Annotated in this window: 21 protein-coding genes; 4 read left to right on the top strand and 17 right to left on the bottom strand. The window is 63.0% G+C overall.

Annotated features, from left to right (window positions below; all coding sequences use genetic code 11):
- Positions 1-80 precede the first annotated feature (80 nt).
- Both ACJ8M3_RS15790 and ubiU read right to left on the bottom strand, forming a co-directional pair.
- Positions 81-959, bottom strand: coding sequence for a U32 family peptidase (locus tag ACJ8M3_RS15790; RefSeq protein WP_033641665.1), 879 nt, complete (start codon positions 957-959; stop codon positions 81-83).
- Positions 960-970: 11 nt separating this feature from the next.
- Positions 971-1966, bottom strand: coding sequence for a ubiquinone anaerobic biosynthesis protein UbiU (ubiU, locus tag ACJ8M3_RS15785; RefSeq protein WP_033641666.1), 996 nt, complete (start codon positions 1964-1966; stop codon positions 971-973).
- 258 nt (positions 1967-2224) lie between these two features.
- Here ubiU and ubiT point away from each other — a divergent pair, with 258 nt between their 5' ends.
- Together ubiT and ACJ8M3_RS15775 are read left to right on the top strand one after the other, a co-directional pair.
- Entirely contained in the window at positions 2225-2746 is a 522-nt protein-coding gene (ubiT, locus tag ACJ8M3_RS15780; RefSeq protein WP_033644181.1) for a ubiquinone anaerobic biosynthesis accessory factor UbiT, read from the top strand.
- Entirely contained in the window at positions 2740-3243 is a 504-nt protein-coding gene (locus ACJ8M3_RS15775) for a GNAT family N-acetyltransferase (RefSeq protein ID WP_021504238.1), read from the top strand. Before ubiT ends, ACJ8M3_RS15775 begins: the two co-directional genes overlap by 7 nt.
- Here ACJ8M3_RS15775 and ACJ8M3_RS15770 read toward each other — a convergent pair.
- From ACJ8M3_RS15770 to speFL, 4 genes are all read right to left on the bottom strand, one after another.
- Positions 3230-3535, bottom strand: a complete 306-nt coding sequence (locus tag ACJ8M3_RS15770; RefSeq protein ID WP_142074920.1) for a GIY-YIG nuclease family protein — start codon at positions 3533-3535, stop codon at positions 3230-3232. The genes ACJ8M3_RS15775 and ACJ8M3_RS15770 overlap by 14 nt on opposite strands.
- A gap of 86 nt (positions 3536-3621) precedes the next feature.
- Positions 3622-4938, bottom strand: a complete 1317-nt coding sequence (gene potE / locus ACJ8M3_RS15765; protein WP_033648789.1) for a putrescine-ornithine antiporter — start codon at positions 4936-4938, stop codon at positions 3622-3624.
- 62 nt (positions 4939-5000) lie between these two features.
- Positions 5001-7163, bottom strand: coding sequence for an ornithine decarboxylase SpeF (gene speF, locus ACJ8M3_RS15760; protein WP_015376427.1), 2163 nt, complete (start codon positions 7161-7163; stop codon positions 5001-5003).
- A gap of 275 nt (positions 7164-7438) precedes the next feature.
- Complete coding sequence (gene speFL, locus ACJ8M3_RS15755) at positions 7439-7543, bottom strand: leader peptide SpeFL (RefSeq protein WP_004933443.1); 105 nt, start codon at positions 7541-7543, stop codon at positions 7439-7441.
- A 433-nt stretch (positions 7544-7976) separates the two neighbouring features.
- On the opposite strand from speFL, the gene ACJ8M3_RS15750 reads away from it, so the two are divergent.
- The gene (locus ACJ8M3_RS15750; RefSeq protein WP_015376428.1) at positions 7977-8417 is read left to right on the top strand and encodes a YhbP family protein; all 441 of its coding nucleotides are present in this window, start codon (positions 7977-7979) and stop codon (positions 8415-8417) included.
- 30 nt (positions 8418-8447) lie between these two features.
- Positions 8448-9080: an NAD(P)H-binding protein gene (locus tag ACJ8M3_RS15745; protein WP_033641670.1), complete on the top strand. Its 633-nt coding sequence runs from the start codon at positions 8448-8450 to the stop codon at positions 9078-9080.
- On the opposite strand, the gene phnP is transcribed toward ACJ8M3_RS15745, so the two are convergent.
- The 11 genes from phnP to phnF are packed head-to-tail and all read right to left on the bottom strand — an operon-like array spanning position 9037 to position 17341.
- Positions 9037-9819, bottom strand: a complete 783-nt coding sequence (gene phnP, locus ACJ8M3_RS15740; RefSeq protein WP_039567766.1) for a phosphonate metabolism protein PhnP — start codon at positions 9817-9819, stop codon at positions 9037-9039. The genes ACJ8M3_RS15745 and phnP overlap by 44 nt on opposite strands.
- Positions 9820-9832: 13 nt before the next feature.
- Positions 9833-10435 carry a DapH/DapD/GlmU-related protein gene (locus ACJ8M3_RS15735; RefSeq protein ID WP_015376431.1) on the bottom strand — a complete coding sequence of 201 codons (603 nt, stop codon included), beginning with the start codon at positions 10433-10435 and terminating at the stop codon, positions 9833-9835.
- Positions 10432-11001 carry a ribose 1,5-bisphosphokinase gene (gene phnN / locus ACJ8M3_RS15730; protein WP_033641672.1) on the bottom strand — a complete coding sequence of 190 codons (570 nt, stop codon included), beginning with the start codon at positions 10999-11001 and terminating at the stop codon, positions 10432-10434. The genes ACJ8M3_RS15735 and phnN overlap by 4 nt, the downstream gene beginning before the upstream one ends.
- Positions 11001-12137, bottom strand: a complete 1137-nt coding sequence (gene phnM / locus ACJ8M3_RS15725; RefSeq protein WP_033638888.1) for an alpha-D-ribose 1-methylphosphonate 5-triphosphate diphosphatase — start codon at positions 12135-12137, stop codon at positions 11001-11003. The genes phnN and phnM overlap by 1 nt, the downstream gene beginning before the upstream one ends.
- Positions 12137-12841, bottom strand: a complete 705-nt coding sequence (gene phnL / locus ACJ8M3_RS15720) for a phosphonate C-P lyase system protein PhnL (protein WP_033641673.1) — start codon at positions 12839-12841, stop codon at positions 12137-12139. The genes phnM and phnL overlap by 1 nt, the downstream gene beginning before the upstream one ends.
- Positions 12842-12857: 16 nt before the next feature.
- Entirely contained in the window at positions 12858-13646 is a 789-nt protein-coding gene (phnK, locus tag ACJ8M3_RS15715; RefSeq protein ID WP_033651464.1) for a phosphonate C-P lyase system protein PhnK, read from the bottom strand.
- Positions 13646-14506, bottom strand: a complete 861-nt coding sequence (locus ACJ8M3_RS15710; protein WP_004933420.1) for an alpha-D-ribose 1-methylphosphonate 5-phosphate C-P-lyase PhnJ — start codon at positions 14504-14506, stop codon at positions 13646-13648. The genes phnK and ACJ8M3_RS15710 overlap by 1 nt, the downstream gene beginning before the upstream one ends.
- Positions 14499-15584: a carbon-phosphorus lyase complex subunit PhnI gene (locus tag ACJ8M3_RS15705; protein ID WP_033641675.1), complete on the bottom strand. Its 1086-nt coding sequence runs from the start codon at positions 15582-15584 to the stop codon at positions 14499-14501. Before ACJ8M3_RS15705 ends, ACJ8M3_RS15710 begins: the two co-directional genes overlap by 8 nt.
- Complete coding sequence (gene phnH / locus ACJ8M3_RS15700; protein ID WP_033641676.1) at positions 15584-16165, bottom strand: phosphonate C-P lyase system protein PhnH; 582 nt, start codon at positions 16163-16165, stop codon at positions 15584-15586. Before phnH ends, ACJ8M3_RS15705 begins: the two co-directional genes overlap by 1 nt.
- A 3-nt stretch (positions 16166-16168) precedes the next feature.
- Entirely contained in the window at positions 16169-16612 is a 444-nt protein-coding gene (phnG, locus tag ACJ8M3_RS15695; RefSeq protein WP_019453314.1) for a phosphonate C-P lyase system protein PhnG, read from the bottom strand.
- The gene (gene phnF / locus ACJ8M3_RS15690; protein ID WP_015376439.1) at positions 16613-17341 is read right to left on the bottom strand and encodes a phosphonate metabolism transcriptional regulator PhnF; all 729 of its coding nucleotides are present in this window, start codon (positions 17339-17341) and stop codon (positions 16613-16615) included. It lies immediately after the preceding gene.
- Between the last annotated feature and the right edge of the window lie 224 nt (positions 17342-17565).

Here is a 17565-nt window from a genome sequence, read left to right as displayed (position 1 = left end):
GCATTCTCCTCGCGGGCGGCCAGCCGAATAATGGCGTTGAAAGGCCCCTCAGGCGAGGGAAAGCCCGGCGCCGGCCTCAATCACCCCACCAACGCCAACCCGGCCACGCGGCGCCAGTAGCCGTTGCAGTCGGCGTGGTCGGTCAAGGCCAGCGGCTGCTCGCCGCGCTCGTTGGCGCGGAAGGCATCGATCTGCGCCAGCGTCTCGGCGCCCTGCGGCGACAGCCGCACGATGTCCACCAGCCCCTGCATGTTCGGCAGCTCGTTACCGAGGTTATAGCAGTAACCGCTCATCGTCTGGATGCCGTTGAGTACGAACACCTGCTGTTGTTCCTGCGAACGCATCATGCGGCCCTGCGGATACTTGATGCAGCAGGTTTCGCACTCGTCCTTGCCGCGGTTCTCCGAGCGGGCGGTGAAGCAGCGCGCGGAATAGGCCAGCGGCAGATGGCCGTAGCTCAGCACCTCCACCTCGAAGTCGTGGCGGAAGCCCAGCTCGTCGCACTGCGTCAGCAGATTGGCCAGCCAGTCGCGCGACAGCTCGACCGGCATGCACCAGCGGATCATGCCCTGGCGGCGCAGCAGGCGCAGGGTATAGGCGTTGTAACAGTTCAGCGCATGGCCGGCGACGAACGGCAAGCCGCGCTCCGCCGCCATGTTCACCGCGCCCAGATCGTTGGCTTCAAACAGGAACTCGCCGTTTTCCACATAGCGTTTCAGCTCATTCAGTTCGGACGGCGCCTGCAGCAGCGCCAGCGTGGAGATCACCACCTGTTTACCGCTGCGGGCGATTTCGCGCGCCAGCGCCAGCCAGTCGCCGACCTTCATCTCGCGGCGCTTGGCGCAGACGCTCTCGCCGAGATAAATGATGTCGGCGCTGCTGTCCGCCGCCTGTTGATAGAACGTTGCGATGTCGTTTTTCGGCCAGTAGTAGAGTACCGGCCCGAGTGCGTATTTCATGTTTCCTCCGGCTACTGCCATTTGCGGTGATAGGCGCCCAGCGTGGTTTGGGTGCCTTCGGACATCGCGCCCAGCGTCTCCATCCAGGCGGCGTCGGCGCGGTAGGCGGCCGGATCGGCCTGGCAACGGTCGATCGCCTGGCGCCAGACGCGCGCCACCTGGCTGACGTAAGCCGGGCTGCGCTGGCGGCCTTCGATCTTCACCGAAGCGATGTTGGCGGCCAGCAACTCCGGCAGCAGCTCCAGGGTATTGAGGCTGGTAGGCTCTTCCAGCGCGTGGTAGCGCACGTCGTCCACCAGATAGCGGCCCTTGCACAGCGTCGGGTAACCGGCGTTTTCGTGGTCCTGATAGCGGTCGATCAGCACGTCGTTCAGGCGCGACTCCATGCCCTGTGCGGTTTGCTGCCAGCGCACGAAACGCGCCGGCGAACAGGCGCCGACGGTGTTCGGCGACTCGCCGGTCAGGTAGGAGGAGAGGTAGCAGCGCCCCTCGGCCATGATGCACAGGCTGCCGAAGGCGAACACTTCCAGCGGCACCGGGCTGGTGCGCGCCAGCTGTTTCACCTGGTGCATCGACAGCACCCGCGGCAGCACCACCCGGCCGACCTCGAAGTTGCGCTGGTAGAAACGGATCGCCTCCTCATTGGTGGCGGAAGCCTGTACCGAAACGTGGCGCTCCAGCTGCGGGTAGCGTTGGGCGGCGTATTCCAGCATCGCCAGATCCGCCAGAATCAACGCGTCGGCGCCCAGTTGGGCGGCCATATCCACCGCGCGCTGCCAGCGGGCGTAGCCGTCGGGATGGGCGAAGGTGTTGATGGCGATATGCAGTTTGCGGCCGTGGCGATGCACGTAATCGACCGCTTCCTGCAGCTTTTTCTCGGTGAAGTTGAGGCCGGCGAAGTGGCGCGCGTTGGTATCGTCTTTCAGCCCGATGTAAACGGCATCGGCGCCGTTATCCACCGCGGCCTTCAGGGCCGGCAGGTTGCCGGCGGGACAAAGCAGCTCCATAGATTTATCCTGGCTTAGCCGTACGCCCGGCCGGGCGCACGCTGTCTTTAAAGGTTGCCGACGACGGTGTTCCGCCGGCAAACGCGAATCGGGGAGGCCATTTTAGGCAAAGGGGCGCGCACGGGTTTTGATTTGAGGCAGCTTATGGCGTATTGATAAACATGGCGGTGAAATGCACTATTTGTTGATATAGACCGCTGAAGCCGCGCGTCAGTGTGGCAAAATAGCGGTAGTCCGTATTGAAAGGAGTGGATGACCGTGTTGGAACAACTACGAGCACGTCTTGTGCGCCAGGGGCCGTCGCTGCTGCGCATCCCGCTGAAATTCACGCCGTTCGCTCTGCAGCGCCAACTGCTGCAACAGGTGCTGAGCTGGCAGTTCCGCCAGGCGTTGGCGGATGGCGATCTGGAATTTCTCGAATCGCGCTGGTTAAAGATCGAAGTTCGCGATCTGGCGCTACAATGGTTTATGACGGTAGAAAACGACAAACTGGTGGTCAGCCAGCACGCCGAAGCGGACGTCAGCTTCAGCGGCGACGCCAACGATCTGATCCTGATCGCGGCGCGTAAGCAAGATCCGGATACGCTGTTCTTTCAGCGTCGGCTGCAGATTGAAGGGGATACCGAATTGGGCCTGTATGTGAAAAATTTGATGGACGCCATTGAGCTGGAAAGCATGCCTGCGCCGCTGCGCATGGGGCTGTTGCAGTTGGCTGATTTTGTCGAAGCAGGGCTGCAGGAGGGCACGGCGTCGGCTTCCCGTGTGGCGGCATCATGCTGATCCGCGTAGAGATCCCGGTAGACGCGGCGGGCATCGATGCCTTGCTGCGCCGCGCCTTTGGCCGCGACGACGAAGCCGACCTGGTGCAGCAGCTGCGCGAAGACGGCCTGCTGACGCTGGGCGTGGTCGCCACTGACGACGAAGGCGGGGTGGTGGGGTACGCCGCGTTCAGCCCGGTAGACGTGGCCGGCGAAGACCGCCAATGGGTGGCGCTGGCGCCCCTGGCGGTAGACGAAAGCCTTCGCCGCCAGGGGCTGGCTGAAAAGCTGGTGTACGAGGGGTTGGATTCGCTGAACGAATTCAGCTACGCCGCGGTGGTGGTGCTGGGCGATCCGGCCTATTACGGCCGCTTCGGTTTCAAACCGGCCGCCGCCTATGGTCTGAATTGTCGCTGGCCGGACACGGAAAGCGCATTCCAGGTGTATCCGCTGGCGCAAGACGCTCTGAATGGCGTCAGCGGTGAAGTGGCTTTTTCTGCGCCGTTTAATCGCTTTTAACGGCCGGCAATAGATACGCCAACGACAGCGGCGGGTGATTCACCAGCCGCTCTTTTTGTATTTTGCTCAGCTGTTTGACGCGGTATTCCAGCTTCAGCGCCGTTGAGCGATCCCCCACCTGGCAGTGAAACGCCAGCGTCAGCTCCCCTTTACCGCGCAGCGCCTTGGCGCCTTTGCCGGCTTGATGTTGCGCCAGGCGGCGCGCCACGTCGGTGGTGATGCCGGTATACAGCATGCCGCTCGGTAAACGCAGCATGTAGAGGTGCCAGGGAGTGGGGGTAGTGTCGGTCATCGTACGCCGTTTCGGTGGCCAGGGTCGGCGTATGATGGCATGTTCGCCGTCACAATCCCATCCCCGGCCGCCGGAGCCTTACCGCTTTACCCCTTTTTTCCCGCCAGCTCGAAGCGCGGCGAGACAATGCCGTACAGCGTCCAGCCGAGGAAGGTGGCGATGGCGCCCCACATCATCGCTTCCTCACCGGAGCTGTAAAGCGCATAGAAGCTGTACAGCGCGCCGATGCCGGCGATGATATTGGCGATGCGCGCCTTGTTGTCCGGCACCTTCGCCACTTTCTGAATAATGACCAGCGCCGCCATCGACAGGATGTAAGGGATGATGTTGGTCACCACCGCCAGGTTCACCAGCACGTTGAACTGCTTGTTCAGCGACGGGCTGATGGTCATCAGAGACAAACCGCTCTGGATGACGACGATGGTCAGCATGCCTTTGACCGGCGCGTCGGCCTTGCTCAGCTTGGAGAAGATTTTCGGGAAGAAGCCGCTGTCGGCGGAGGATTTGAACACCTGGGCGATGGTGAACTGCCAACCGAGCAGCGAGCCGACGCAGGACATCACCATCAACGCCATGATGATCTTGCCGACCGTCGGATTGAACATGTGGGAGAACGCCAGCCCGAACGGGGCGGTGGAGTTGGCCAGATCCATGTTTGGCACGATGCCGGCGATCACGTTGGTCGAAACGATATAGATCACCGCCGCGCTGAGTGTGCCGCCCAGTACGGCGATCGGCACGTTGCGCTCCGGATTTTCCACCACGTCGGTGTTGGCGCAGGCGGATTCCAGCCCCAGGAACGCCCACAGGGTCATTGAGATCGAGGCGCCAATGGCTTCGAAGGTCGGCACCTGATGCGGGTTCCAGGCGGCGACGTAGGCGCTGCCGCTGAACCAGTACCAGCCGATGACCGAGATGCCCACCACCGGAATGATCACGCCCCAGACGGTGATGCCGCTGATTTTGCCGGTGATGCGCGCGCCGCCGAAGTTGGCGACGGTCGCCAGCCACAGCACGCCGATGGTGGCGATACAGATACCGAGCGGGCTGAGCGTGGTGTCGAACAGCTCGGTGCCGTAGCCGACGGCGGAAATGGCGATGGCGATATTGGCGATCAGCAGCGAAACGCCGTAGGTGTAGTTCGCCATGAAGTTGCCCGACTTACCGAAGGCGTATTCGGCGTAGCCGCCCATGCCGCCGGATTTACGGCTGAACATGCCGCATTTGGCGAACGCGTAGGCCAGCGCCATCGAGCCGACGGCGGTCACCAGCCAGGAAACTATCGAAATCGTGCCCACTTCGGCCAGCTTGGTCGGCAGCATAATTATGCCGGAACCCATCATATTCACGGCGGTCAGGATCGTTAATTGCACGACCCCCATTTTATTGTTGGACTTACTCATGATCATTTTCTCTTTTAGGATGCGATCCGGGCGGCGAGAATAATCGCCGCCCCGTAAGGTGATTAATTTTTCATGACGTAGCCGTAAGCGCGGTTCCAGCCGTCCTCATCCTGTTGGATATAAACGCCCTGCAATTCCGGCGCGAATCCCGGCAATAAGTTGATGCCTTCTTCCAATGCCAGGAAATAACGCTGCGCGGCGCCGCCCCAAATTTCACCGGGCACGACGCACAGCACGCCAGGCGGGTAAGGCAGGGCGCCTTCGGCGGCGATGCGCCCCTCGGCCTTGGCCAGCGAGACCAATTCCACGTTGCCGCGTACAAACTCGGTATTGGCGTCCTGCGGATTCATCACCACGCGCGGGAAATAACTTTTGCGGAACATCTCTTTTTGCAGTTCTTTAACGTCGTAGCTGACGTAAAGGTCGTGCATTTCCTGGCACAGCTGGCGGATGGTGTAGTTTTTGTAGCGCTGCTGGTGGTTTTTATAGACCGCAGGCAGCACCTCGCTGAGCAGGGAGTTTTGCTCGATGTGCTTCTCGAAGCGGGCGATCAGGGCCACCAGGTGTTGCATCTTGGCGATGTCTTCCGCCGGCGTCAGCAGGAACAGGATCGAGTTGAGATCGCATTTTTCCGGCACGATGCCGTTTTCGCGCAGGTAGTTGGCCAGAATGGTCGCTGGGATGCCGAACTCGCTGTAGCTGCCGGTGGCGGTATCGATGCCCGGCGTGGTGAGCAGCAGTTTGCACGGATCGACGAAGTACTGCGATTCGGCATAGCCCTCAAAAGCGTGCCATTTTTCGCCGGGCACGAAGTTGAAGAAGCGCAGATCGTTGGCCATCGCCGCGGTGTCATAGGCTTGCCACGGCTTGCCGTCGATCTGATCCGGCACGAACGGTTTGATCATCGTGCAGGTATCCAGCAGCATTTTGCGCGCTTCGATGCCCACGCGCACACATTCTTGCCACAGGCGCTGGCCGCTCTTGCCCTCGTGCATCTTGGCGTTGACGTCCAGCGCGGCGAACAGCGGATAGAACGGGCTGGTGGAGGCGTGCAGCATAAAGGCGTTGTTGAAGCGCTTGTGGTTGCAGTACCGGCTCTGCCCCTTAATATGCTTGTCTTTTTTGTGGATCTGCGAGGTCTGCGAGAAGCCGGCCTGCTGCTTGTGCACCGACTGGGTGACGATGATGCCGGGATCGTTCTCGTTCAGCTCCAGCAGCAGCGGCGAGCAGTCTTTCATCATCGGAATGAACTGCTCATAGCCCACCCAGGCGGAGTCGAACAGGATGTAATCGCACAGGTGGCCAATCTTGTCGACCACCTGACGGGCGTTGTAGATAGTGCCGTCGTAGGTGCCGAGCTGGATGATCGCGAGGCGGAACGGGCGGGCTTCGTTGGCGCGTTCCGGAGCCACTTCGCGGATCTGTTGGCGCAGGTAGCGCTCGTCGAAGCAGTGCGCGTCGATGCCGCCGATAAAGCCGAACGGGTTGCGCGCGGTTTCCAGATAAACCGGCGTGGCGCCGGCCTGGATCAATGCGCCGTGGTGGTTGGATTTATGGTTGTTGCGGTCAAACAGCACCAGATCGCCGCGCGTCAGCAGAGCGTTGGTCGCCACCTTGTTCGAGGCCGAGGTGCCGTTGAGCACGAAGTAGGTCTTGTCGGCGTTGAACACCTTGGCGGCGTGCTGCTGCGCCGCGCAAGGCGCGCCTTCGTGGATCAACAGATCGCCCAGTTTGACGTCGGCGTTGCACATGTCCGAACGGAAAAGCGTTTCGCCGTAGAAGTCGAAGAACTGGCGGCCCGCCGGATGTTTGCGGAAGAACTCGCCGCCCTGATGGCCGGGGCAGGCGAAAGTGGCGTTGCCCATTTCCACGTACTGCGTCAGCGTGTTGAAGAACGGCGGCAGCAGCTCGCTCTCATATTTTGCGGCGGCGGCCTCCAGCTGTTTACCGTAGAACTGGGTATTCTTGCCGCACAGCTCAAACACGCCGTGCAGCGCCGGCAATACGGCGTTATCCAGCTCTTCTTCGCAGCAGACGGCGACGAACAGCGGAATGTTCAGGCCGTGCTCTTCGATGCGCGCCACCATGCCTTGCGCGACGTCGTCTACCGACAGCACGATGGCGGCGACGTCATTGAAATCGCTGTGATGCACATCGACGATGTCGCGTTCAGTTTCAAAGCAGCCGAGGGTTTGGGTGTTGGCGGCAATTTTTAATTTTTTCATTTTTCTCATTCTTCAGGCAAAGGCGCACCGTCGGCAAATAATTCCATTTGCCGCTAACGCCTTCACGAAAATAAAGGTGTACGAGAACCCAGCGATGCCCTAAGGCATTAACTGTGTTCTTTGTTTTATTTTTCTTGGAGGCTCTTTGACGGTATTAAAAATGTATTGCGCGCCCTTCCCGGTTTGCGGGGGAAAGACATTATCACCGGAGTGCGGAGAATAAAGTGAAACGCAAAGACACTCTTAACAACGGCGTAAGAGCGAGGGGGTGAGGGTTATCTGTAGTTGAAGAATGCGAAACTAAAGCAGCTGCGATGAGCCATCATCATAATATGGGTTGTGCGCCTGATATGCGCCATTTTTCGGTTATTGTTTTCCATTTTCTAATCCACCTTGCTGAGTGAAAAGATGGCGCTATTTTAACGCAAGATGGGCAGGAAATCGTGATTTTCATCACATAAATGCCGGTGTTTATAAATAACTATTCATTGATTATGCAGTGAGTTGCATAAACTGCGGCCAGGCAGACAAATGAGCATGTAAATAAATTGCTAATCGGCGCCGGGCAGACGCGCTAAATTTGCGTGCCGTCAGGATGGGAATAAAAGAATGGCGCAATTAATCGGTTGCCTAACGATCAAATAAATCCGGTTTGTTTTTTTTATGTTATAAACCCGTCTGACGCTGAAATGAGTAAAAATACAGATATTGTGATTTTATATTCGCATGGGATTTTTGGTGATTATCGTTATTTGTGACTCGCTTCAACAACGCAGGGTAAGATGAAGTGAGTGAACCGGGAGGCGAGTAACCTTGAATACCCCAGAACAACGGCAACAGATTGCGGATTTCATCGGCAAGCAACATGTCTTAACGCTGTGCGCCGGCGACGGCCTCGACATGTGGTGCGCCAACTGTTTTTACGTGTTCGACGCCGCGACGATGGCGCTGTGGCTGATGACCGAACCGCACACCCGCCACGGTGGGCTGATGCTGAACAACGGCCGGGTGGTCGGCACCATCGCGCCGAAACCGAAAAGCATCGCGCTGATCCGCGGCGTGCAGTACCGCGCCGAGGCGGTGCTGCTGAGCGGCGAAGAGGCCGAGGCGGCGCGCGCGCGTTACTGCAAGCGCTTCCCGATCGCCAGGGCGATGAAGGCCTCGGTATGGCGGCTGGATCTGCACGAGGTGAAGATGACCGACAACACCCTCGGCTTCGGCAAGAAGCTGCATTGGGCGCGGTCTATACTTTAAGTCGACGTATTGATTACAACGGGAGATTGCATGGCGCGAGCACTGTTAGTCGGCGCAACCGGGCTGGTGGGGCGCGAGTTGCTGCAGCTGTTGCAAAGCGATCCGCAGGTAACGGCCATCGTGGCGCCGACGCGCACGCCGCTGCCGCCGCACGGCAAGCTGACCAACCCGGTCGGCGATGCGCTGTTCGAACTGCTGAGCGGCCTGCAGCAGCCGGTCGATCTGGTGTTCTGCTGCCTGGGCACCACCCGCCAGGCGGCGGGCAGCGCCGATGCCTTCCGCTACGTCGATTACCAACTGGTGGTGGAGAGCGCGCTGACCGGCCGCCGGTTGGGGGCGCAGCACTGTCTGGTGGTGAGTGCGTTGGGCGCCAACGCGCATTCCACCTTCCTGTATAACCGCACCAAAGGCGAGATGGAGCAGGCGCTGCGCGAACAGCGCTGGCCGCGCCTGACGCTGGTGCGGCCTTCCATGCTGGTGGGGGATCGCCCTGCGCCGCGCCTGATGGAGCGCCTCTCGCTGCCGTTGTTCAGGCTGCTGCCCGGTAAATGGCGCGCCGTCTCCGCCAAAGACGTGGCGCAAACGCTGCTGCAGCAGGCGTTCACGCCGGGCGAAGGGGTCAGGGTGCTGGAGTCGGATCGGCTGCACTGCTACCGAGGCTGACGCTGAGGTGGTCGAACGCCAGCTCCAGCCCGGCGGGCAGTTCATTGTCCAGCAGCCACAGATCGAGATGATGGCTGATGTGCGTCAGCAGCGTGCGTTTGGGCTGCAGCAACCGCTGCGTCTCCTGCGCGCGGGTCAGATCGTTGTGGTTGCGCGGCGCCTGCGGCTGAGGCGGCAGGCTGCAATCGAGCACCAGCAGATCCAGCGCCACGTTCTGCAAATAGTCGGCGGTGGCCGGCGGCAGGCCGACGGTGTCGGTCAGGTAGGCCAGCGCAGCGCCCGCCGCCTGGATCAGGTAGCCGTGGGTCAGTTTGGAGTGTTGCAGCGGCAGCGGGGTGATGCGCATGCCGCCCAGTTCGACGGTGGCGAAGGGCGCCAGCGGCGGCTGAAACGCCAGAATGCCCGGGTGTTTGAACAGGTCGTCGCAGCCCTGTTCATCCGGTGGGCCATACACCGGAATGGAATTTCCGCACCCCCAACGCAAAGGAAATAACCCCTGAACGTGATCCATGTGGTAATGTGTCAGTAAAAAACGTTGAATTTGCCCCGCCGAAAATCGCCGCTCCAAAGCCGGCAATCCCGCATCCAATAAGGTCGTTTCCCCCTGATAGTTAAGCATGGCGCTGCACGCGCGCCGCCGAAATGCCGGCTCGCGCCGCGCCCGTTGGCAGATAGGGCAGTCGCAGCCGAACACCGGCACCTGCTGCGCGCCGCCGGTGCCGAGAAAGGTCAGTTGCATCGCTCCCCCTCCGTTAAAGGTACTTCTGCGCAAAGCGGTTGATGTCGCGAAAATCCGCCAGCCGCGCCTGCAGCGTGGCGTGATCCCAGTGCCACCACTGGCTGCGTTCGATACGCTCTATCAGCGCATCGTCGAAGCGCATGCCGATCTTCTTGGCCGCCACGCCGGCGACGATGCTGTAAGGCTCCACGTCCTTGGTGACCACCGCTGCGCTGCCGATCACCGCGCCGTTGCCGACGCTGACGCCCGGCATCAGGATGGCGTTATGGCCGATCCACACGTCGTGGCCGACGGTGACGTGGTGCTCGCGCCGCCAGTCGAAGAACGCCGCGTCGTCTTCCCCCAGCCCGTATTCGGAAGCGCGATAGGTGAAGTGGTGCTGCGCGATGCGCTGGTAGGTCGGGTGGTTGCCGGGATTGATGCGCGCATAGGAGGCGATGGAAACGAACTTGCCGATAGTGGCGTAAAAGATCTGGTTGTGCCCGGCGGTGTAGGAGTAGTCCCCCATCTCCACCTCTTCCAGGATCGCATCGTCGGCCAGATGCACATACTGGCCGAGCCGGGTGCGGTTAAGGGTCACGTTGTCGCCGATTTTCGGCTGGGCAAAGTCGTTCATGGCATCGCATCCTGAGCTTGTCGGGTGGCGGTAGGCAGCAGCGCCAGCAGCGCCGCCAGGGTATCGTCGAGTGGGCCGTCGTTGTGCAGCACCCGGCAGCCGGCGGGCAGACTCTGCTGATATTCCGCCGCCCGCGCCAGCCGCTGCTCGATCTGTTCAGCGCTTTCCCGTCCGCGATCCTGCAGGCGCCGGCGCAGGATCGCGGCGTTGACCTGCAGGCATACCGGCAGCAGCTGCGCACCGTAGCGCTGCTGCGCCTGCGGCAGGTGGGCGCGTGAACCGTTGACCGCCACGTCGATCCCCTGCAGCAGCCAAAGATCCACTTCGATCCCGAACGCGTAGCGCTGCTGATGGGCCTGCCAGTCGAGCGCGAACAGCCCCTTGGCGCGGCGGCGCAGAAATTCGGGTTCGCTCAGCGCGATGTGATTCTCGCAGCCGGCGTCTGCCGGCCGGGTGATGTAACGGTGCGCCACCAGCGGCGCGCGGTCGGCGTCGGCCCGCAGCGCGGCCAGCAGGCTGTCCTTGCCTGCGCCGGAAGGCCCCATCAGATAGATGAGCCGCGCCATCAGAACACCTGCCTGCCCTGGCGCCACACGTTCTGCACGTAAACGTGCTCGCCGTGCGGCCGTGCCAGCACCAGATCCGCCCGCAATCCTTCGGCGATGGCGCCGCGATCCTGCAGATCCAGCGCCCGCGCCGGGTTGCGGGTGATCATGCGCACCGCCTGGGGCAGATCGTAGGCGTTGCGCTCGTCCGCCGCGAGGCGAAACGCCGCGTCCAGCAGGCTGGCCGGGTAATAATCGGAAGAGAGGATATCCAGCACCCCCAGCGCCGCCAGGTGGTGCGCCGCCACGTTGCCGGAGTGGGAGCCGCCACGCACGATGTTCGGTGCGCCCATCAGCACCTGCAGGCCCTGCTGGTGCGAAGCGCGGGCGGCCGCCTCGGTGGTGGGGAACTCGGCGATGGCGCTGCCCAGCGCGCAGGATTCGGCCACGTGCGCGGCGGTGGCGTCGTCATGGCTGGCCAGCGAGATGCGGCGCGCGCGGCAGTGGGCGGCGATCGCCTCGCGGTTCGGCGCGGCCCAGCGGGCGGACAGGGCGACCTGCTGCGCCTCGTACTCGCTCATCTGCTGATCGTTGAGGTGGTATTTGCCCTGATAATATTCGCGGTACTTTTCGCGCGAGGCGAACTGGCGCTGGCCCGGCGAATGGTCCATCAGCGACACCAGCGACACGCCCGGCTTGTCCATCAGCTGTTCGAACAGCGGCAGCGTGCTCTCGTGCGGCAGCTCGCAGCGCAGGTGCAGCCGGTGCTCGGCGCGGTTCACCCCGGCGCGCTGGCTGTGGATCACCGCATCGATCATCTTCTGCAGGTTTTCCAGCCGGTGGCCGCCGTCGCGCACGTCGCCTATCGCCACCGCGTCCAGCACCGTGGTGATGCCGTTGGCCACCATCAGCGCATCGTGGCTGCTCATCGCCGAATGGGCCGGCCAGTCGACGTTCGGGCGCGGGGTGAAAAACTTGTCCAGGTTGTCGGTGTGCAGCTCGATCAGCCCCGGCAGCAGCCAGCCGCCGTCGCCGTCCAGCGCCTGCGGCAGCCGGCTCGGGCCGTCGGCGAAGCTGCGGATCACGCCGTCCTGCATCTCCAGCGAGCCTTGCACCACCTGGTCATCCAGCACCAGCTTAACGTTATTGACGATCATCAGAGGGCCTCCAGCGCCTGTGGCGCCTGCATGTCATAAAGCCGGTCGGCGACCTGTCGGCGGACGCCTTCATCATGGAAAATGCCGACGATCGCCGCGCCGCGCGCCTTGGCGCGTTCGATAAGCTGTACCACCGCCGCGCTGTTGCGGCTGTCGAGCGAGGCGGTCGGTTCGTCCAGCAACAGAATGGGGTAATCGACGATAAAGCCGCGCGCGATGTTCACCCGTTGCTGTTCGCCGCCGGAGAAGGTGGACGGCGCCAGCGGCCACAGGCGATGCGGCACGTTGAGCGCGGCGAGCAGCGCTTCGGCGCGGTCGCGGCATTCGGCGCGCTCGACGCCCTGTTCCAGCAGCGGCTGCATCACCACCTCCAGCGCGCTGATGCGCGGGATCACCCGCAGGAATTGGCTGACCCAGCCCAGCGTATGGCGGCGCACCGCCAGAATCTGGCGCGCGTCGGCGCTGACCATGTCCAGCCAGTCGCCCTGGTGGTTGATCCAGATATGGCCGCTGTCCGGCAGGTAGTTGGCGTACAGCGAGCGCAGCAGGGTGGACTTGCCGCTGCCGGAGTGGCCGTGCAGCACCACGCATTCGCCGCCGTGGACCGTCAGGTTGGCGTCGTGCAGCACCGGCAGGCGGGTGCCGTACTGCTGATGCAGCACAAAGGTTTTACTGAGATGTTCAACTCGGATTTGCATAGTCATCTGTTATCGCCTTGGGTTACGACAGCACCGAAGAAACCAGCAGCTGGGTGTAAGGATGGTGCGGATCGTCGAGCACCCGATCGGTCAGGCCGCTCTCCACCACTTCGCCCTGTTTCATCACCAGCAGGCGGTGGGCCAGCAGCCGCGCCACGCCGAGATCGTGGGTGACGATCACCGCCGCCAGCTGCATTTCCACCACCAGGTTGCGCAGCAGATCGAGCAGGCGCGCCTGCACCGACACGTCCAGCCCGCCGGTCGGCTCATCCATAAACACCAGCTTGGGGTGGGTGACCAGGTTGCGGGCGATCTGCAGCCGCTGCTGCATGCCGCCGGAGAAGGTGGTCGGCAGATCGTCGAGGCGCGACAGCGGGATTTCGACGTCTTCCAGCCACTGGCCGGCCTGGCGGCGAATGTCGCCATAGTGGCGCTGGCCGATGGCCATCAGCCGCTCGCCGATGTTGCCGCCGGCGGAGACCTGCGGCCGCAGCCCGTCGAGCGGGTGCTGGTGCACCACGCCCCAGTCGGTGCGCAGCAGGCGGCGGCGATCGCTCTCCGCCATGGCGTACAGGTCGTGTTCCCGGTCCGCCTGCGGGCGGTAAAGGATCTGCCCGCGCTGCGGCGCCAGCCGCGCCGAGATCGACTTCAGCAGCGTGGTTTTGCCGGAGCCGGATTCGCCGACGATGCCCAGCACTTCACCGGGGTAGATATCGAACGACACGTCGCTGAAGCCCTTGCCGGGGGCGTACAGGTGGGTGAGCCGGTTCACCGACAGCAGCGGGGTGGTGCTCAAAGGGGTGGAAGTCATCAGTGCTGCGCCTCTTGCGAAGATTGCGCCAGCTGCTGCCGGCAGTAGTCGGTGTCCGAACAGACGAACATGCGGTTGCCCCGATCGTCGAGCACCACCTCGTCCAGATAGCTGTGGCGCGAGCCGCACAGCGCGCAGGGTTCGTCCCACTGCTGCACGCTGAACGGATGGTCGTCGAAGTCCAGGCTCTCCACCTTGGTGAACGGCGGCAGGGCGTAGATGCGTTTCTCGCGCCCGGCGCCGAACAGCTGCAGCGCCGGCATCATGTGCATTTTCGGGTTGTCGAATTTTGGGATCGGCGACGGATCCATCACGTAGCGATCGTTGACCTTCACCGGGTAGGCGTAGGTGGTGGCGATATGGCCGTAGCGCGCGATGTCTTCATACAGCTTCACCTGCATCACGCCGTACTCCTCCAGCGCGTGCATCTTGCGGGTCTCGGTTTCGCGCGGTTCGATAAAGCGCAGCGGCTCCGGGATCGGCACCTGATAGATCAGGATCTGGTCTTCGCGCAGCGCGGTTTCCGGAATGCGGTGACGGGTCTGGATCAGCGTGGCCTCCGGCGTGCGTTCGGTGGTTTCCACCCCGGCGACGCGCTGGAAGAAGCGGCGGATCGACACCGCGTTGGTGGTGTCGTCGGCGCCCTGGTCGATCACCTTCAACACGTCGGCGCGGCCGATGACGCTGGCGGTGAGCTGAATGCCGCCGGTGCCCCAGCCGTAGGGCATCGGCATCTCGCGGCCGCCGAACGGCACCTGATAGCCGGGGATCGCCACCGCCTTCAGGATGGCGCGGCGGATCATGCGCTTGGTCTGCTCGTCCAGATAACCGAGGTTATAGCCGGTCAATACTTCACTCATCGCGGGCCTCCTGACGCTCGCTGTATTCCTGCCGCAGCCGCTTGAGCAGTTCCAGTTCAGCCTGGAAGTCGACGTAGTGCGGCAGCTTGAGATGGGAGACGAAGCCGGCGGCCTCGACGTTGTCGGCGTGGGCCAGCACGAACTCTTCGTCCTGCGCCGGGCCGGCGACGCCTTCGCCGTAGTCGGGGCTCTGCAATGCGCGATCCACCAACGCCATCGCCATCGCCTTGCGTTCGGCGCGGCCGAACACCAGCCCGTAACCGCGGGTGAAGTGCGGCGGATGGTCCTTGGGATCGACGAAGCCGTTGACCATTTCGCACTCGGTCAGCAGGATTTCGCCGATATCGATGGCGAAACCGAGCTCTTCAGGCACGATCTCCACCGAAACGTGGCCGGTGCGGATCTCGCCGGCGAACGGGTGGTTGCGGCCGTAGCCGCGCTGGGTGGCGTAGCCGAGCGCCAGCAGAAAACCTTCGTCGCCGCGCACCAGCTGCTGCAGGCGCGCCGAGCGCGAGCAGGGGTAAACCGGCGGATTGCGGGTGATGTCGTCCGGCGCGCTGCCGTCGTCCTGTTCCTCCCGCGCCAGCTGCTGGCGGCACAACAGATCGAACACGTGGCTGCAGTTGTCCGGCAGCGGTTCGTCGGCCTGCGGCGCACGTGGCGCTTCGCCCTCCGCCAGCAGCGCGAAGTCCAGCAGCCGGTGGGTGTAGTCGTAGGTTGGCCCCAGCACCTGCCCGCCGGGCAAGTCCTTGTAAACCGCCGAGATGCGCCGCTCCAGCCGCATGTTTTCGCTGGCCAGCGGCTCGCTGACCGCTAGGCGCGGCAGGGTGGTGCGGTAGGCGCGCAGCAGGAAGATCGCCTCCACCAAATCGCCGCTGGCCTGTTTGATGGCCAGCGCCGCCAGCTCGCGATCGTAGATGCCGCCTTCGGTCATCACCCGATCCACCGCCAGCCCCAGCTGCTGTTCGATGTGTTCCGCGCCGATCGCCGGCAGCGCCTCGTCGCCGCGCCGCAGCTGTTCCTGCAGCTGATGGGCGGCCTCAATGGCTTTTTCGCCCCCTTTTACCGCTACGTACATCAGCACACCTCCACGCGGGTGGTCCGCGGGATCGCCAGCAGGCGATCGCCGCAGGTCAGCAAAATATCCAGCCCCAGCGGGAAGCGCTGCGGACGGTTGACCAAGTAATCGAGCAGCGCCGGCGGCAGGCGCGGCGCAATCAGGCGTTGGCTCTCGATGCCGGGGCCGGTCAGGCGCAGCGCGGCGCCGTTCTCCAGCTCAGCAAGCTGCACCACCACCGTGGCGCCGCATTCCGGCGAGATTTCCGTGCCGTGCGGTAAGGCCTGCAGATCGGCGGCCTGCAGTTGTTCATCGAACAGGGCAAAACAGACCTCCTGCGCCGTGGTGGCCAGCGGCGCGCCACTGTGAAAACGAATGTTTGTTAGCACTTGCTCACTTTTAAGCACCGCACACAGCTGCAGCGGCGTTTCCTGATCGGCCAGCGTCAGCAGCGCGGCGGTGCTGGCGGCGTTCAGCGGCGCCCAGGCCGGGCCGGCCGGCAGCGTCACCCGGTGGCCCGGTTCGCTCAAGGCTTTAAGAATCAAACGAAAAGCGTGCTGCGATTGGTCTATCGGTTGTTCAAAACCGGTCAATAAACTCATGGCTTAATCCCCTCGCACCAGCGTAAAGAAGTCCACCCGGCTGGCGGCGATCGCCCGGGCGCGCAGCTGGCGCTGTTCGTGCTGCAGCGCGGCCAGCGGCGCGATCAGCTGTTGTTGCAGGCGTTCGCCGTGTTCCGGCTGTTGCAGCAGCGCATCGGCCAGCGCGCACAGCTCGGCGTGCGCCTTGTCGCGCCCGGCGATATAGCTGTAGCCGTAGCCGCCGTTGTCCAGCTGCACCACCGCGCGGGTGACCGTCATGTCCCCCAATACGAAGCGGCGGCCGGTGGCGCCCATGCGCCCCTGCAGCTGGGCCAGACCGATCTCCGGCGCGCGGATGCTGCGGTAACCCGGGCTGAGGTTCAGCGCCTGCCAGTGGCTGCGCAGCTGCTCGGGCCGGCTGTGCGCCAGCACCGACATCCAGCGTTGTCTCGACTCTAAGGCTTGCATTCAGTGCTCCATCGTCAGTTCAATCATGTCGGCGCGGGCCAGGCTGACGGAGTATTCCGCCACGTCTTCGCCGCCGCTGCGGACGTTAAGGGTGCGCACGCACAGCAGCGGCGCGTGGGTGGCGATCTCCAGCAGCCGGCTCTCTTTAGCCTGCGCACGGCGCGCGCTGATGCGCGTCTGGCGGCGGGTCAGCGGCTGCTGCAGGTGCTGTTCGATAAACTGGTGCAGCGAACCGCTGTGGAACTGCTGCAGCGCCGGCCACCAGTCCAGATCGGGCAGATAGTGGTCGATGACGCTCATCGGCACGCCGTTGACCCGGCGCAGAGTGCGCAGGTGGATTACCATTTCGCCTTCTTCACGCGAGAGTGCGCTGGCGACATGCCCATTGCACGGGCGCAAGACAGCGAGTAAGCGCTCACTGGTGGGATGGCTACCCTGCTCGAACAGGTTCTGGCTGAAGCGGGTATTGGCGTGCAGCGGGTAGTCGTAAGGCCGCATCAGCACCAGAATGCCGACGCCGTGGCGGCGCTGCAGCCAGCCGCGCTCCACCAGCTGATCCACCGCGCGGCGCAGGGTGTGGCGATTGACCTGATAACGCTCGGCCAGCTGCTGTTCCGAAGGCAGGTAGTCGCCGCAGCGGTATTGCGTGCGCAGCTCCTGTTCCAGCTGCGCGGCGATCTGCTGATAGCGCGTGGGGTAAGTGGTCGGATGTCTAGATAACTCCATCATAATAAAAACCTCGTCATACCGATGGCTGTGCGATGAAGGCGAAAGCGGTGCGTTTCATCGGGCGTCTACCCTGTGGTTTTCAAGTTGGCATCATGGTGCCGGGCGCAGATGACAATCGCGTTACGCGTCGGTGGCGAACAGATGAACTATTTAGGACAGCCCGGGCGTGCACGGGCGGCGACGGCGCGCTATGCTGGCGCCTCTGTTGACTGACTCTGGCCGCG

Origin of the sequence: Serratia sp. CY55921 (assembly GCF_052167655.1) — a bacterium.
GTDB classification, from domain to species: Bacteria; Pseudomonadota; Gammaproteobacteria; order Enterobacterales; family Enterobacteriaceae; genus Serratia; species Serratia ureilytica.
Note: the sequence above shows the minus strand (reverse complement) of the source record. Positions and strands in the feature narration are given on the sequence as shown.

Coding starts and splice junctions, on each gene's coding strand:
- ACJ8M3_RS15790 (WP_033641665.1), bottom strand. CDS start 959: ATGAAATACGCACTCGGGCCGGTACTCTACTACTGGCCGAAAAACGAC.
- ubiU (WP_033641666.1), bottom strand. CDS start 1,966: ATGGAGCTGCTTTGTCCCGCCGGCAACCTGCCGGCCCTGAAGGCCGCG.
- ACJ8M3_RS15775 (WP_021504238.1), top strand. CDS start 2,740: ATGCTGATCCGCGTAGAGATCCCGGTAGACGCGGCGGGCATCGATGCC.
- ACJ8M3_RS15770 (WP_142074920.1), bottom strand. CDS start 3,535: ATGACCGACACTACCCCCACTCCCTGGCACCTCTACATGCTGCGTTTA.
- potE (WP_033648789.1), bottom strand. CDS start 4,938: ATGAGTAAGTCCAACAATAAAATGGGGGTCGTGCAATTAACGATCCTG.
- speF (WP_015376427.1), bottom strand. CDS start 7,163: ATGAAAAAATTAAAAATTGCCGCCAACACCCAAACCCTCGGCTGCTTT.
- speFL (WP_004933443.1), bottom strand. CDS start 7,543: ATGGAAAACAATAACCGAAAAATGGCGCATATCAGGCGCACAACCCAT.
- ACJ8M3_RS15745 (WP_033641670.1), top strand. CDS start 8,448: ATGGCGCGAGCACTGTTAGTCGGCGCAACCGGGCTGGTGGGGCGCGAG.
- phnP (WP_039567766.1), bottom strand. CDS start 9,819: ATGCAACTGACCTTTCTCGGCACCGGCGGCGCGCAGCAGGTGCCGGTG.
- ACJ8M3_RS15735 (WP_015376431.1), bottom strand. CDS start 10,435: ATGAACGACTTTGCCCAGCCGAAAATCGGCGACAACGTGACCCTTAAC.
- phnN (WP_033641672.1), bottom strand. CDS start 11,001: ATGGCGCGGCTCATCTATCTGATGGGGCCTTCCGGCGCAGGCAAGGAC.
- phnM (WP_033638888.1), bottom strand. CDS start 12,137: ATGATCGTCAATAACGTTAAGCTGGTGCTGGATGACCAGGTGGTGCAA.
- phnL (WP_033641673.1), bottom strand. CDS start 12,841: ATGACTATGCAAATCCGAGTTGAACATCTCAGTAAAACCTTTGTGCTG.
- phnK (WP_033651464.1), bottom strand. CDS start 13,646: ATGACTTCCACCCCTTTGAGCACCACCCCGCTGCTGTCGGTGAACCGG.
- ACJ8M3_RS15710 (WP_004933420.1), bottom strand. CDS start 14,506: ATGAGTGAAGTATTGACCGGCTATAACCTCGGTTATCTGGACGAGCAG.
- ACJ8M3_RS15705 (WP_033641675.1), bottom strand. CDS start 15,584: ATGTACGTAGCGGTAAAAGGGGGCGAAAAAGCCATTGAGGCCGCCCAT.
- phnH (WP_033641676.1), bottom strand. CDS start 16,165: ATGAGTTTATTGACCGGTTTTGAACAACCGATAGACCAATCGCAGCAC.
- phnG (WP_019453314.1), bottom strand. CDS start 16,612: ATGCAAGCCTTAGAGTCGAGACAACGCTGGATGTCGGTGCTGGCGCAC.
- phnF (WP_015376439.1), bottom strand. CDS start 17,341: ATGATGGAGTTATCTAGACATCCGACCACTTACCCCACGCGCTATCAG.